The sequence below is a fragment of the Psychrobacter sp. Ps7 genome (assembly GCF_022129225.1).
GTDB lineage: Bacteria > Pseudomonadota > Gammaproteobacteria > Pseudomonadales > Moraxellaceae > Psychrobacter > Psychrobacter immobilis_A.
The window spans coordinates 1-14,476 of sequence record NZ_JADQAH010000056.1 but is presented as its reverse complement, the minus strand read 5'-3'; the positions used below and the strand labels follow the sequence as shown (position 1 = coordinate 14,476).

The window sequence follows — 14,476 nt, the reverse complement described above, 5'->3', positions numbered from 1 at the left end:
TAACCGTTTGCTATTTTTTTGCCATCGTTTTATTCCCAATGTTCAACACGCCCTAACTATTTCAACATAGAGACAAGCATACGATGAGTAATAATAAAAAAGAGAGCAAGGCAGTAATTGGGCTACAACAAAGCTGGACTAGCAATATCAGTGATTATATATTGCTACGCCGCGAGCAAACGTATTTAGCCTATAACGCAACAGAGGCAAAAGCTAATACTGATAGCAAGCAAGTCGCTAAAACAGAAGAAAGTAATTTATTCACCGCTTTATTCGTTATGTTAGCGACTCATTTGGAAGAGGGGCATACCGTATTAACCATTGAGGACGCTGAGCATGAAGAAGCATTGCAAGGTCAAATCAATAATGAGGTAGTTACGCTATATGCTTGGCAGCAACAGTTATTAGAGATGCTAGCAATGCCAATCTTTGCGCTAATAGATAGCAAACTAAATACGCAATCAGAAGATGACTCTATAACTGAAAGGTCGCTATTCGTATTGCTAGACACGCTATTTGATAAGAAAGAGCAGCTGTGGATGCAATTGGCGCTTAGCAACCACGAAAAAGAGGTGCTAACCAAGCGTTTTGACATGATTGCTATGCTATACCAATTATTGAAAAATACGGACTTAAATTTTTTTATACGCCTAGTTAATGAACACGATTTGTTTGCTGAGGTTAATACTAGCATTAATAATAACGATAAAGTAAATAGCCTAAGCAAAAATAAACCTATCATATATAAAATTCAAGAAAGTCAGACTAATAATGAAACAAAGCTAGCACTAACTTTTTGGCTACATCGTGCATGGCAAGCCGAGTTTAATTTAGCACAGCACATTAATACTATTTTAAATCAACAGATAACCCCTCTAAATATATCAATACCCAAAAATTTAAACGATCAGCAGATAGCAGCTATTAATGTGGCTAATAATAATGCATTTAGCATCATCACTGGTGGTCCAGGTACAGGTAAAACCTATACCGTGGCGCAGTTAGTCATTGCGCTGCAACAAGCGACAGAGAGTGGGGGATACGGGGCTGAAAATATTAGATTCAGTACGGACAGTGCCAGTCTAGCTTTGGCAGCACCAACTGGTAAGGCCGCCCAGCGCATGCAAGAATCTTTACAGGCGGCTCTCGATGCAGCAAATATTGATCTACAGTTACAAGAAGCTAAAACCATCCATCGTTTGTTAGGTATTGGTCGGACGGGCAGACCGCGCTACGATACTAACAATCCACTCGGTGAAGATATCATCATCGTTGATGAGGCGTCGATGCTCGGGGTCGAGTTGGCTAATTATCTCGTGAGTGCAGTGAAACCAGGTGCAAGGCTCATAATGCTAGGAGATGCGAACCAATTGGCAGCAGTCGATGCAGGAGCAGTATTGGCTGACTTGTGCCGTATTCCACTGTTACAACCCATTCATGCAGAGTTAACCGAAAGCCGCAGATTTAGCGCAGAATCAGGTATTGGCAAACTTGCCTACCAAATTAATCAGGCAGAGGTAGATACGCAGGCCATCTGGCAGCTGTTAAGGCAGGATGAAGCCTTGAATTTTCAATATATAAATACGCTGCAAACAAATGAGTTTAAAGATAATCAGACAAAAAATAGCCTAAGCAATAAAAAAATTATTCCAAAAATGTCGTTAAAATATATCGAATATATGAATAGAGTAAAAAAGCTCCTAAAAGATCCAATCAAAAAATCCATACCAGAATCAGTAAAAAATACGATTACATCACTAATGGAGACATTTAATAAGTTTAGAATTCTAAGTGCTGGCCATAATGGCGAGTGGGGCGATCACTACATTAATAACTATCTCACTCAATGGCACCTAACTGAACTAAAGCTACCATTGGGGCAAAATACATGGTTTCATGGTCGTCCTGTGATGGTTTTACAAAACAACTATGAGTTAGGGTTATTTAATGGTGATATTGGTTTTTGCTTACAAACATCGGATGAAAGAAGTCGATTAGAAGTTTTTTTCGAGAATAAAACACAGGGGATTCCCGTCAATCTGCTAAACGAAGAGGTAATTGCCACCGCATATGCGATGACCATTCATAAATCGCAAGGATCTGAGTTTGAGCACGTTGCCATTACTTTTGATAATAGTCATGCTAGATTGCTAAGCAAAGAGCTTATTTATACGGCGGTGACCCGTGCTAAAAAACAGGTAACCATATATAGTACAAAATCTGCTTTTGAAAAGGCTGTTCAAACACCTACTGAGCGTCACACAGGTTTGGCATTACAGTTTTCTCAGCGTTAATAGACAAATACTAAGAAATACAAAAAGGGGACTAGAGTTGCATACCTTTGATACTGCGCTAGAGCATATTAGTGAAATTATTTATAAGCCCAACCAATTGATTATTGCTTCAACTAAGGAAGAACAACAAAATTCAGAATATGCTGCTGGTACATTTGAACTAATGAATCAACTGGCTGCTAAAACGGTTAGATTTAGAGTTGCCAAGCAAACACCCTCAAAAATAGGGCAGTTCGTTACCTTTTGGGAAAAAGATTCCAAAGGTATTAATCAACCTTTTCAATATGATTCGTCACCAGACTTGTTAGTAATCACGACATTTAAAGACAACCATACATTGGGGCAGTTTGTTTTTCCAAAAAATGTCTTGCTTAGACATAATATTCTTCAGTCTCATTTTACAAAAGGTAAGATGGCTATCAGGGTGTATCCTAGCTGGGATAAGCCAATCAGTAATACCGCTAAGAAGACACAAGATTGGCAACTCGATTATTTCTTTGTGGTGACTGTTACAAACATACTGCCTACAGAAAAAATACGGGCATTGTATGAGTAGCAAAATTAACAGTAAGTGCAAAATCCAAGCAATAAAAAAGCATCCAAATTGGATGCTTTTTTTGAACTCAAATGCAGAACTTAAACTTTGTCTTCTTTGATGGCATAGATGCCAGGCAGATGACGCAAGTAACCATGGAAATCCATACCACAGCCATAGACATAACGATCTGCAACATTGATACCGACAAAATCAACATCAAAGTCTTCAACTTTACGATCATGCTCTTTATTAAGCAACACACAACATTCAAGTGATAAAGGTTTTTCTTTACTTAATTCTTCGACAACTGTTTTTAGCGTGATACCTTCATCAAAAATATCGTCAATCAGCAATACATGCTCACCTTCGATACTAACATCAGGTTTGAATTTCCAATCTAGCTCATTGGTGCCTGCATTATCACGATAGCGTGATGCATGAATATAATGCATGCGATGATAGAACGTCAAATGAGTCAATAATTGACCAGCTGGAATAAGTCCACCATTCATAACAACCATAACGATTGGGTTTAAACCAGCATAATGTAGGTTGAGCTGGGCGGCAAGGCGCTCATAAGCAGCGGCTACTTCGATGCTACTGATAAGGCACTCTGAGTTGCGTAATGTTTTTTCAATTTCTTGGTTGCTGATTTGGGTCATCGGGTGCGCCTTCGGTAAAAAGTGCCGCTTATTTTAGCAAATTTTAGTGAATTTGCCCAATACCATCTGTCTTTTGAGGCAAAATTAATCAAATACTGGCATTTATTCCGGCTTTTCTACGATGAAAGGGCGGTAATAGTTTGCTAAACGATTTAAAGAGCGATCCGGTAGGTCGGGTAGCAACTTATTTAAGGCCATACTCATGCCTTTATCAATGGCGGCTTTGGCCACTGGGACAGCTTTGCGTTTAATCATGCCAAGTTTCAGCGTTTCAGCATAGCGGCTGATAAAATGAGTCAATGTCTCTTCATTCATGGTTTCAAGCGCTGTTTTAAATGCTTTCATATCTACTTGCTCAGGTGTGATAGCAGCAAAGCCTTTTTCGATGGTTTGTGCATCTGCATCAGATAATTTGAAACCCACTCGTTTTACACCTTCATTATCAATAAACGTCGCCCGATCTCTCAAGAAGTGAAAGCTTGGCATCACTTCTTCGTTATCCTCTTTACCGAGTAAGATATTAAGCAGCGTATCTGTCGCTTTTTCAACTGTGCCAACAATTTTGCGCATTGAAGCTTGACGTTCAGGGTTTGGAATAATGTCTACCAATCCAATCAACAAATTGTCGATTAGATCACGTGCTGTTTGATGCGTCAGGGCATCACGATATGGGTAGTATTCGACCTCCTCATTTGAGGCAATCACTTGCTCAGCGTCAATGATTAATGCTTTCAATTTATCTGAAGGTACAAACCCAAAATAATGCGCCATGGTGCTTCCTTTATTTGTTGTTTTTCATGTTTAACCAGCGTTACATTTGTCATTAAATCAGTTAGTATCTAAATGGGTTGCAGTCAAAGACTCACCATATGCTGACTAGTGACATGTGCTAACGATAGAATGCAAAGCCTTATTAATGGATGATGATACCACAGTACTTCTATAAACAGCCTTTGGACAGGTGCGCTAAGTCACTAGTCGCCGACTAATTTAACATATTTTTTATATTCTAAATTAAAAAGCTTGAACTTATAAGGCTACCTATTACTTGTCTAAGGAGAGATAAGATGAATAGTGCAATCGTGCTAGTGTTTGCTGTTGCCGCGATGCTTTGCGGTTATCTGTTTTACTCAAAATTTATCGCTACTAAAATATTGGCATTGGATAACAGTATCCCCACGCCAGCGCACACTATGAAAGATGGGGTAGATTATATCCCTACCAATAAATACGTGCTATGGGGACACCATTTTACTTCAGTCGCAGGAGCGGCTCCGATTATTGGTCCTGCCATTGCCGTTATTTGGGGCTGGGTGCCTGCTATCATTTGGGTAGTATTGGGCACGATTTTTATGGCAGGTGTCCACGATATGTCAGCCATTTGGGCAAGTATGCGCAATCGAGGTCAATCGATTGGCTCGATTGCCGGTACCGTCATGGGTACACGTGTACGTAGCTTGATGATGATCGTTATCTTCCTATTATTACTCATGGTAAATGCGGTATTTGGTGTCGCTATTGCTAATATGATGATAAAAACCCCGTCCGCTGTGCTACCTGTTTGGGGGGCTTTGATAGTCGCCTTTATTATCGGTCAGTGTATTTATCGCTATAAGATGAATCTGGTTTGGGTATCAATCATTGGGGTCACGGCTTTATATGGGCTTATCTATCTTGGTCCTATGTTCCCTGTTGTATTGCCTGAGACATTCTTAGGGTTACCTGACAATGCTGTTTGGATTATTATCTTGTTTGCTTATGCGGCAATCGCTTCTTTATTACCGGTTTGGATGCTCTTGCAGCCGCGCGATTACATCAATGGCTTACAGCTATTTGTCGGTCTAATTTTGTTATACGCTGCCATTTTTATTGCGACGCCGAATATTGTCGCGCCAGCGATAAACACGGCATTGCCAATCGGCACACCATCTATGGTGCCTTTATTGTTTGTGACCATTGCTTGTGGTGCAATTTCAGGCTTTCATGGTTTGGTGGCAACGGGTACAACATCCAAACAGATTGATAAAGAAGAAGATGTGCGATTTGTTGGTTACTTCGGTGCCATGGGTGAGGGTATGCTGGCACTGGGTGCGATACTTGCGGCAACGGCAGGCTTTGCAACCCTTGGCGACTGGCAAGCAGTGTATCAAAAATTTGGCGACGGCTCTATTGGTGCCTTTATTGATGGCGGTGCAACCATACTGAATGCAGGCGTCGGTATTGATATGGTTTTATCGCAGACGATGCTAACGGTAATGGCAGCCTTGTTCGCTGGTACTACGATGGATACTGGGGTACGTTTGCAACGCTATATTTTCCAAGAGTTTGGTGAAATTTATAAACTGCCTGTTCTAAATAAAAGTGTGGTGGCAACATTGCTTGCTGTTGGTAGCTGTTTGTTATTAGCCTTTGGTGCTGGTGGCATCGATGGTGCTGGCGGTATGATTATTTGGCCGTTATTTGGCACGACGAATCAGCTAATGGCTGCATTAACCTTGATGATTGTCACCGTTATATTGTTACGTAAAGGCAGACCTGTGTGGTATACCTTGGGGCCATTGTCATTCTTACTGGTCATGACGGTTTTTGCGTTATTGATTCAGCTAAAAACCTTTTTCAATGATGGTAATTGGCTGCTTATTATTATGGATATCATTATTTTGATAGCCACGATTTTAGTGACGTTTGAGAGTCTATCAGTACTCCGCAAAGAGTGGTCGATACACAGAGGCAAAAGCAACCTCTAAGCCATGTTGAATGCCTAGTTAAATATTTACTAAAATGTATAAAAAACGCTAGCAGCAATTGCTGGCGTTTTTTGTCTCATATAGGCATGATAGATAATAAGTATACGCAAAATAAGGGTCATTATGGAAAAGGCAGATATGACAAACCCTATAAAAAATATTGAACCATGGTGGCAACGGTTTGCGGCTGGGTTAAACGAGTTTTATCATGCGCCTTATCGCCAGACGATGGCACGTGCCGCACGTGATGAAGAAGATTTTTTCATGCTACTCATGTTTGCGGAAAGCTTGGGTATCGACAATCCGGCAAGCTTTTATACATTAGAGTTGCAGCCTTTGTTTTTAGAAAACTTCCATGAATGGCATACCAGAATGGGTATGGATAGATGCCCTTTTGACCACGTAGGTTGCTGCTAGTTTCCTTTGAATTCATAAAAATGAGATACAAGTATGGCATCACACCCTTTACCCGCATTGGTAGAGCAACTGGCAAAGCAGCCGATTATATTTATCGGTGGCAAGGGCGGTGTCGGTAAAACCACCACTGCCGCCGCACTTGCCAGCTATTATGCCAATCATGGCAAAAAGACACTGATTGTCTCGACCGATCCAGCACACAGCTTGGGCGATGTGTTAAACGTCCCACTAAAAAACCAAAAAACAGCAGTAACTTCTTGTCTAGATGCTATTGAACTAAACCCTGATATCATCGTCGATGAGCATTTTGCCCAAGTTGAACGCACCATTACTTCCTATGCAAACCCAGACATGATGCCAAAAATTCGCGAACATCTACGGCTATCAAAATCAGCACCTGGCGCACAAGAAGCCGCCATGCTCGAATCTATGTGCCAGCACTTGGTTGCAGCAGCAGATGCCGGCTATGAGCATATTATTTTTGATACCGCACCGACGGGACATACACTGCGTTTATTAGTGCTGCCTGAAATGATGGGGGCATGGACGGATGGATTGCTAGCGCAGCAGCGGCGGCAGGCAAAACTGCGCTCAGTGGCAAATCATTTGGGTAGTCATGAGCAAAAAATCCAGAAAAAAAATGACAATGATTTAGCCAATCCGTTTGCTGAAAAGAGGAATGATCGCTGGGAGCAAGCAGTATCCGTACTAGAGAAACGCAAACAGCTGTTTCGTCAGGCAGGGTTGCTACTGCATGACCGTACACAAACCGCCATTGTATTAGTGATGACGGCTGATGTATTGCCACTGGCTGAAACAAAGCGAGCGATAGCTCAGTTAGAAGACAGTAAGCTTATGCCAGCCGCAATCGTTATCAATCAGTTAATAGATTCGACCCAGTCCGATACGTTTTGGCAGCGTCGTGCTGAGCGCCAGCAACAGCTAATGCAAGATATTGAGCAAAGTTTTCCCAAGTATCCGCTGTATCCCATTTATTTGCAGCAAACGGACGTACGCGGTACTGTTGCACTAGGTGCTCTATTGCGACCAGTACTTAAATAATAACATCTACAACTTTAGTCAAACTTGACGATAATTACTCAGGTTTATATGACTGTAGCTTACTTGCCAGCGACCATGCCATATCTGCTCGTAATAGCTGCGCTTGTTCAGACTTACCACTACTGAGTGATGACCATTGCGGTTTACCACGAGCTTTTTTTAGCTCACTGGGCAATTTATGTGTTGGCCATGGTGTGACAGTGGTGCTTTCGTCATCTAACGACTGTTCAATACTGGATTTCTCACCTTTATACAGCAATTGCGTGGCATCGGTTGCCGCATGACCACGATGACGTAGGGCCGTGAGTAAATCTATGGCTCGGGTGGCCAGCAAGGTTAGAGTAGCAGGGTCGATATACAAACGTTTTACCCCAGTGATTCTATCGGCAATACTACTGGTATTAGATAACAGCCCACCTGCGATACCGCCAATGGCAGCACCTAATCCTAAAGTAGTGCCAAGTGCTGCAGCATCGATGCCAAGACCTAATAACGCGCCAGCTGCCGCGCCAGAAGTGGTGCGAATACCGTAACTTTTTAGCAGCTCAGGGTCGAACGGGTCTTGCTGATAGGCCTGTAGCTCAAGTGGGGTTGCTGCTACGTCATTGTCATAAAACTTATATAAATTGAGCAAGTTGTTCTGCATCGCCCGTTCACTTTGTCTCACGGCCTCTTGCATTTGCTGTAATACTGGCATTGGGTCATCATCTTCACTAATCTCACGAACAAAAGCAGCAACATTGATTAAAAAATCAGCAATGATAATGTTAGCCTCATCATAAAGCTGTGCCCAGTCTTCAGTACGACGTGCCATCAACTGCTCAAGCATCTCAGAGTGGGTAAGCATGGTGGCTAAATTCTGCCATAAGCGCATTTCATCTTCAAATTCAAAAGCCACGGAGTCAAAGCGTGTAGAAATATGCAAATTACGTCTTGCCAGCATCGTCTGCCACTCATCTATATTGGCATCTTGAGCGTCAGTGAAATTAAATACCGGCATAACAGGAATCGCTGCCCAAGATAAAATAGCTAACTCGTCTTTATATTTACCGAGTACTGGCTCACGTGCATCGACGACATAAATGGCCATATCACTTGCCAGCAGCTGCCGAATCACTTTGGCCTCTTGGCTATAGTCCTCATTGCTACTTAAGGCATCACCACCTTGGGCAATATCTGCTGCCAAAAACTGCTGCAAACGCTCAATGCCATCACGCCGACTGGCGGTATTGTCCTCTAACCAATCCATTAATCCTGACGCATCTTCTAAACCCGGTGTGTCATACAATACCACCAACACTTCGCCCGTTTGGCTGTCTGTTAATTTGGCTTGCTCTACATGACGGGTAGTTGCGGCTTCGTTTTTGACTTCACCAAAATAGACGTCACGCAATAGTGTACGCAGTATGGATGTCTTGCCCGTATTGGTATGACCAACGACGGCCAATTTTAGCGGTTCACCACTGGCGATGGTTTTCCTTGTCATACTTGTCGTTGTTGTTAATGGTTCAGTTGATAAAGGTTGATTGTCTTGAGTTTCCACTGACTCAGTTACAGCTGATTTTAAAGTGCTGTTTGCGGTATTAGAGGTTGCCTCATAAGCCTTATCTGCAAAGAGACCAGCAGGCTTATTGTGTTCATAACTCTCTTTTTTATTATCATTATTCATAATATCGTCTTATATTTATTAATGACCAAAACATACAGTGGCTTTTATTGTAGAACAAATTGTGTGCTATTTCGGTATTAATACTAACCATTTGTCTTAAGTAACTGATAATCCCAGTTTGGCTAGTTAATCAATTATTCACTAGACCAATGTTGCGGGCAGAGAGTGCGGTTTGCCACTGCTGATAACGAACATCTTGATTGTCTGCAACCTGCTTGGTTAAGTCTAAAGCGCTTGCATCACTCAGCAGCTGCACGATGAGTCCATCTTTGGCGTGAGCAGCGATTTGATCAAGTTTGCGTAGCGTGCCACGGTCAGGTAAGGCTTTATGATGAATACCAAGTAAGACCTGCACTGGGTGACTGTCTAAATACGTCTTCAAACGTGCCATATCGTCACGATCATCAACGATACCGAAATTCTCTATCTCGCTATTATTAATATTGGCATCCAGACCTGCAAGCCACCAGTTATCCTGCTCTGCTGGATACTCAAGCAAAGCAACCAGCTTCTTGCCAGCGCTGACGGCTGCTTTTGGCGCAATAGGAACGGGCACTTCATTAAAGTCATCAGCATCTACCACCTGACGTTGCCAAAAGCTTAAAATCTTTTGATAATAGGGCTGCTTGATGTCCAACCGCATCTTTTTACGACGGAACATCAATGCGCAAAACGCCCAAGCAATCGCTCTTGGTACAATACCGTACATCAGTAAACTACCAACCAATAAGCCTGCCCATTGCCGCGCAACAGTCAATGGCATAGCATCAGTCACCAAGCGACTCTGTACAATAGCGTTGCTATCTGGCACATCAAACCCAACCATACTTGGTAACCAGCCAAGTACCTGTGTCAAAGTAATTAGCGCTTGATCGGATAGTAAAGTCGACTCCCAGCTAAAGCTATACTGACGCACAATCAACAGGAAAATAATCGCCAGCAGCATGCCCGTCAACGTTGCCAGCCATAACTGATGACTAAATCGTCCCAAATACCAGCGCATCCCGCTATGCTGTAATTGGCGCTCGTACAAATCGACTGCCGCCTTGGTAATATCGTCTTTACCACGTATCAGATAACTGGGACTGACAAAATTGGCAAACCAATTCGAAGACGGCTTGCCTTGATTAATCAGGGTCATCACCAGCCAGCCTAACAGCATAATGGTATGAAAACCCAGCAAGCAAACCAATACATAAAAGAAATTCACCACATTGGTCTGTAGTAAGGTGAATAAGCCTAAAAATCCTGAGAGACACCACACCACGCTCATGACCACCATAATGCCTTTGATACGCCCGTCAATTTTGCCCAATACTCGTGCCAGCGCACCGTTACTATCGATACGTGAGGCTCGGCGGTGCAATTTTTGAATGGGTTTGCCATCCTCACCTTGTAGTTTTTCCGTGATAAGTAGAGGGTCAGTGGCAAAGACATGTTGCTGCGTCTCAAGTGTGCGTACCAACTCAGTCAATTGATCTTGGGGTGATAGCATAATGCGATAACATCCATATAAAGGCGTTTTTGTAGGAGATAATTCTTGATTATTGTAGCGTATATATGAGGACACGCCTTCGCCAAATGTTAAAAAATGAACATTTATTAAGCATTTTTATCATGGTAAAAACAATAAAAATCAGCCAAAATGAATAATGAACAAAATGATAATGACAATAGTGTAAAAAAACAGAGGGTGAAAAAACGCTGTTAAAGAGAATCCAAAAAAGGAATCATCATGAATAACAGAACATATCTAATCGTTGGTGGTACAGGCGGCATTGGTAGAGCGATGATTGAGCAATTAGTAAATGGCACTGCCAGTGACAATAAGGATGAGAATGCGAATACTGATAATGGTAGAAAACAAGGTATCCATGTCTTTGCGACTTATCATCGCAATGTACCTGATTTTGAGGCTGACAATCTGCATTGGATACCCATGAATATCTGCGAAGAACAAAGTATCGAGCAAGCAGCCGAGGTTACTCAGCAGCAAACCACTCATATTGATTGGATTATCAATTGTGCAGGGTTATTACATACGGCGACGCAGCAGCCAGAAAAAGCGCTGCGTCAGGTTGAGACTGATTTCTTTTTACAAAACATGCAAGTGAACGCCTTAGCCAGCTTGCTTATTGCCAAGCATTTTAGACCACTATTAGCCAAATCTGCGCGTAGTAATGACAAGCCCGCAATCTTTGCGACGATATCTGCACGTGTTGGCAGTATCAGTGACAACCAGCTGGGCGGCTGGTATAGCTATCGCATGAGTAAGGCGGCGCTCAATATGGGCATGAAAAACCTGAGTATTGAATGGAGTCGCTCGCTTAAAGACGTGTGTGTGGTTGTCATGCAGCCAGGAACGGTAAATACGCAACTATCAGCCCCTTTTCAAGGTAATGTGGCTGAAGGTCAGTTGTTCTCGCCAGCCTACAGCGCAGAATGCTTATTAGAAGTGCTTAACCGTATGACGGCGTTGCAATCAGGCAGTTTTGTTGACTGGGCAGGGGAATCCATACCTTGGTAGTTTTTAGAAGCTAGTTATTAATAAATAAAAAAAGGCGTGTCGTTGTCATTATATTAAAGACAATGACACGCCCTATGTTATTGATAAGATAAAGGTAATTTTCAAATAGGCAAATGCTTAATTCGCCATAAACAAGTCCATAAACTCATGTACAGGTGTGTGCTCTAAGCGGGTTTGATCGCTACAAAGCGCAAAAATATCCTGACAGCGACTGTCGATAAATCGCGTTGCTAAACTGGCACGAAACTTGGCTTCTAATATTGGCAAGCCCTCAGTACGGCGGCGCTTATGTCCGATAGGGTATTCGACCACAACCTTGTCGGTACTGCTACCATCTTTAAAAAATATCTGAATAGCATTGGCAATCGAGCGCTTGCTTGGGTCATGGTAATCTTTTGAATAACCCGCATCTTCTTCTACGATCATTTTGCGGCGTAGACCATCGATCAAAACATGGTGCTGTGCATGATAATCGTCTTCATAATTTTCTGCCATTAAATCGCCAGTGAGCAGAGGCACCGCGACCATATATTGCAAACAATGATCGCGATCAGCAGGATTGGCCAATGTGCCTTCTTTAGAGATGATTCTAATCGCGGATTCATGAGTCGTCAGGACAATTTTTTCAATATCGTCGATTCTGTCATCAATGCGTGGATGTAAAATAACAGCGGCCTCACAAGCAGTCTGCGCATGAAACTCGGCAGGAAAGCTTAACTTAAATAAGATATTTTCCATCACGTAACTGCCGAACTCACGCTGGAAAGTAAAACGGCGCTCGTTTGCAGGTTTAAGGGCTAAGTCTTTATTGGTATGGCTAAACAATACATCATAAAACCCCCATTGCGGTGCAGAGAGTGCCCCAGGGATACCCATTTCACCGCGACGAGTAATGTCAACCAAGCGTACTGCGCGACTGGTGGCGTCGCCTGCCGCCCAAGATTTACGGCTACCGGCATTGGGTGCATGACGATAGGTACGCAACGCCTGACCATCGACGATCGCCTGCGAGATGGCAGCCATGATACGCTCACGTGGCAATTTATAGAGCTTGGCGACCACAGCGGTAGAGGCCAATTTAACTAAAAACACATGATCAAGACCCACACGGTTGAATGAGTTTTCCAGTGCAATTACACCCTGAATCTCATGTGCCATAATCATAGCCTCGAGCACCTCACGCATGGTTAATGGCGGATGATTGCGACTGACACTTTGTTGGCTGATATAATCGGCGACCGCTAAGATACCGCCTAAATTGTCCGAAGGATGTCCCCATTCAGCAGCCAGCCACGTGTCATTATAATCAAGCCAGCGCACGATACAGCCAATATCGAATGCGGCTTTGATAGGATCTAGTCTGTGGGCTGTACCCGGGACGCGCGCGCCATTAGGTGTGAGCTGATCGGCACAATCAGGACCCAGATGCTTAGTACATTCAGGGAAACGTAGCGCAAGCAGACCGCAGCCAAGCGTATCCATCAAGCAATGACGCGCAGTATTCCAAGCATCTGCGCTATTGGGGGAGTCGTTATCTATCGAATAATTAAGCACATAATCAGTAATCTTTTGAATCTCAATGTCATATTCTGGACGGACATTGCTTTCTACCGTTGCATCATTTTTATTTGAATTTGTTGTATCTGAATTATCATTTGACATGGTTGTCTCCTCTTCCTTGAGTGTGCTACTTCCTTGACCCATTATCTCGGTCATTTTTTTAAATTAGCCATCATTTAAAAGTAGCATACTCAATATGAAACAACCAAACTGAATTATGTTAAAATTAAAACCTTGCGGCGCGCTTAAATCATCAAATATAGCAGACCTAACACAAATAAAGCCGCCATGATAAACAGCAAAAAACTTAATACTTTGTTCGTTGTGGAGGCAGACTCAGTACGCTCTTTTTGTACTTTGTTTTTCTTGGCAACGTATAGAACCATTTTTACATGCTCTATGTTATCTTCGAGATAATGATCGCCTTCAGGTACAAACCCCAAGGACTCATAGAAGCTGAGTAAGTAGGCTTGTGCAGAGAGTATAATCGGGCGCTTTTTACCATATTTTTTACGGCAGTGCGCAATGGCATGAATCATCATCTGCCGTGCGATACCTTCACCTCTGTGCTCTGATAATACCAGCACTCTACCGATGGCAGGCATAGCAGTATGATTGGTCTTAATCGTAGGGTCGGCGACCGATAGATTGGATTTTAATTTATTAAATTCAGGCGGAATGATACGGCAGTAGCCTACCAACGCCTCGTTTTGATGCGCGATAAGATGTAGGCAATCAAAGTCCATCTCATCCATATCTTGATAAGCGCAGTTTTGCTCAACCACAAACACTTGTGATCGGGCTTTTAAAATATGATAGAGATCAACTGAGGTCAGCTCATCAAAGGTTTTGATAGAAAATTCACAAGTCATAGTGGGCTAGCTTCTGGAAATAGGCGGTAAAAGATTGGCATTATAACGATTTAGGCACAGATTAACCATTCCTAACCCTTTAGAGTCTGGCTGATTTTATCCAAATTTAAGCTGTCCGACATGGCATT

12 protein-coding genes are annotated in these 14,476 nt (G+C 42.6%); 6 read left to right on the top strand and 6 right to left on the bottom strand.

Features of this window, described 5'->3' with window-relative positions:
* Positions 1-83: 83 nt before the first annotated feature.
* Positions 84-2,294, top strand: a complete 2,211-nt coding sequence (gene recD / locus I3257_RS13530) for an exodeoxyribonuclease V subunit alpha (protein WP_238050085.1) — start codon at positions 84-86, stop codon at positions 2,292-2,294.
* Positions 2,295-2,331: 37 nt separating this feature from the next.
* Positions 2,332-2,850 carry a MepB family protein gene (locus tag I3257_RS13525; RefSeq protein WP_238050084.1) on the top strand — a complete coding sequence of 173 codons (519 nt, stop codon included), beginning with the start codon at positions 2,332-2,334 and terminating at the stop codon, positions 2,848-2,850.
* 80 nt (positions 2,851-2,930) lie between these two features.
* Here I3257_RS13525 and I3257_RS13520 read toward each other — a convergent pair whose 3' ends face one another.
* Together I3257_RS13520 and I3257_RS13515 are read right to left on the bottom strand one after the other, a co-directional pair.
* Positions 2,931-3,494, bottom strand: coding sequence for a hypoxanthine-guanine phosphoribosyltransferase (locus tag I3257_RS13520; protein WP_045447249.1), 564 nt, complete (start codon positions 3,492-3,494; stop codon positions 2,931-2,933).
* A gap of 102 nt (positions 3,495-3,596) precedes the next feature.
* Positions 3,597-4,265: a hypothetical protein gene (locus I3257_RS13515; protein ID WP_087815390.1), complete on the bottom strand. Its 669-nt coding sequence runs from the start codon at positions 4,263-4,265 to the stop codon at positions 3,597-3,599.
* A 296-nt stretch (positions 4,266-4,561) separates the two neighbouring features.
* On the opposite strand from I3257_RS13515, the gene I3257_RS13510 reads away from it, so the two are divergent.
* The 3 genes from I3257_RS13510 (at position 4,562) to I3257_RS13500 (ending at position 7,720) form a co-directional block, all read left to right on the top strand.
* Positions 4,562-6,241 carry a carbon starvation protein A gene (locus tag I3257_RS13510; protein WP_055125815.1) on the top strand — a complete coding sequence of 560 codons (1,680 nt, stop codon included), beginning with the start codon at positions 4,562-4,564 and terminating at the stop codon, positions 6,239-6,241.
* A gap of 123 nt (positions 6,242-6,364) precedes the next feature.
* The gene (locus I3257_RS13505) at positions 6,365-6,658 is read left to right on the top strand and encodes a cory-CC-star protein (RefSeq protein ID WP_238050083.1); all 294 of its coding nucleotides are present in this window, start codon (positions 6,365-6,367) and stop codon (positions 6,656-6,658) included.
* A 33-nt stretch (positions 6,659-6,691) separates the two neighbouring features.
* A complete protein-coding gene (locus tag I3257_RS13500) occupies positions 6,692-7,720 on the top strand; it encodes an ArsA family ATPase (protein ID WP_238050082.1) in 1,029 nt (342 codons plus the stop codon).
* 34 nt (positions 7,721-7,754) lie between these two features.
* Here I3257_RS13500 and I3257_RS13495 read toward each other — a convergent pair whose 3' ends face one another.
* Positions 7,755-9,389 (bottom strand): DUF3482 domain-containing protein, encoded by a 1,635-nt coding sequence (locus I3257_RS13495; protein ID WP_238050081.1) that lies wholly within the window; start codon positions 9,387-9,389, stop codon positions 7,755-7,757.
* 130 nt (positions 9,390-9,519) lie between these two features.
* Positions 9,520-10,884 (bottom strand): DUF2868 domain-containing protein, encoded by a 1,365-nt coding sequence (locus tag I3257_RS13490; RefSeq protein ID WP_238050080.1) that lies wholly within the window; start codon positions 10,882-10,884, stop codon positions 9,520-9,522.
* A 240-nt stretch (positions 10,885-11,124) separates the two neighbouring features.
* Between I3257_RS13490 and I3257_RS13485 the strand changes: the two genes are divergently transcribed.
* The gene (locus tag I3257_RS13485) at positions 11,125-11,916 is read left to right on the top strand and encodes an SDR family oxidoreductase (protein ID WP_238050079.1); all 792 of its coding nucleotides are present in this window, start codon (positions 11,125-11,127) and stop codon (positions 11,914-11,916) included.
* Between the two features lie 117 nt (positions 11,917-12,033).
* On the opposite strand, the gene I3257_RS13480 is transcribed toward I3257_RS13485, so the two are convergent.
* Together I3257_RS13480 and I3257_RS13475 are read right to left on the bottom strand one after the other, a co-directional pair.
* Positions 12,034-13,578 (bottom strand): bifunctional 2-methylcitrate dehydratase/aconitate hydratase, encoded by a 1,545-nt coding sequence (locus tag I3257_RS13480; RefSeq protein ID WP_238050078.1) that lies wholly within the window; start codon positions 13,576-13,578, stop codon positions 12,034-12,036.
* 143 nt (positions 13,579-13,721) lie between these two features.
* Complete coding sequence (locus I3257_RS13475; RefSeq protein ID WP_201553856.1) at positions 13,722-14,348, bottom strand: GNAT family N-acetyltransferase; 627 nt, start codon at positions 14,346-14,348, stop codon at positions 13,722-13,724.
* Between the last annotated feature and the right edge of the window lie 128 nt (positions 14,349-14,476).

Bases quoted from the DNA above. Each gene is read 5' to 3' on its own strand.
- recD (WP_238050085.1), top strand. From the start codon at position 84: ATGAGTAATAATAAAAAAGAGAGCAAGGCAGTAATTGGGCTACAACAA.
- I3257_RS13520 (WP_045447249.1), bottom strand. From the start codon at position 3,494: ATGACCCAAATCAGCAACCAAGAAATTGAAAAAACATTACGCAACTCA.
- I3257_RS13515 (WP_087815390.1), bottom strand. From the start codon at position 4,265: ATGGCGCATTATTTTGGGTTTGTACCTTCAGATAAATTGAAAGCATTA.
- I3257_RS13510 (WP_055125815.1), top strand. From the start codon at position 4,562: ATGAATAGTGCAATCGTGCTAGTGTTTGCTGTTGCCGCGATGCTTTGC.
- I3257_RS13505 (WP_238050083.1), top strand. From the start codon at position 6,365: ATGGAAAAGGCAGATATGACAAACCCTATAAAAAATATTGAACCATGG.
- I3257_RS13500 (WP_238050082.1), top strand. From the start codon at position 6,692: ATGGCATCACACCCTTTACCCGCATTGGTAGAGCAACTGGCAAAGCAG.
- I3257_RS13495 (WP_238050081.1), bottom strand. From the start codon at position 9,389: ATGAATAATGATAATAAAAAAGAGAGTTATGAACACAATAAGCCTGCT.
- I3257_RS13490 (WP_238050080.1), bottom strand. From the start codon at position 10,884: ATGCTATCACCCCAAGATCAATTGACTGAGTTGGTACGCACACTTGAG.
- I3257_RS13485 (WP_238050079.1), top strand. From the start codon at position 11,125: ATGAATAACAGAACATATCTAATCGTTGGTGGTACAGGCGGCATTGGT.
- I3257_RS13480 (WP_238050078.1), bottom strand. From the start codon at position 13,578: ATGTCAAATGATAATTCAGATACAACAAATTCAAATAAAAATGATGCA.
- I3257_RS13475 (WP_201553856.1), bottom strand. From the start codon at position 14,348: ATGACTTGTGAATTTTCTATCAAAACCTTTGATGAGCTGACCTCAGTT.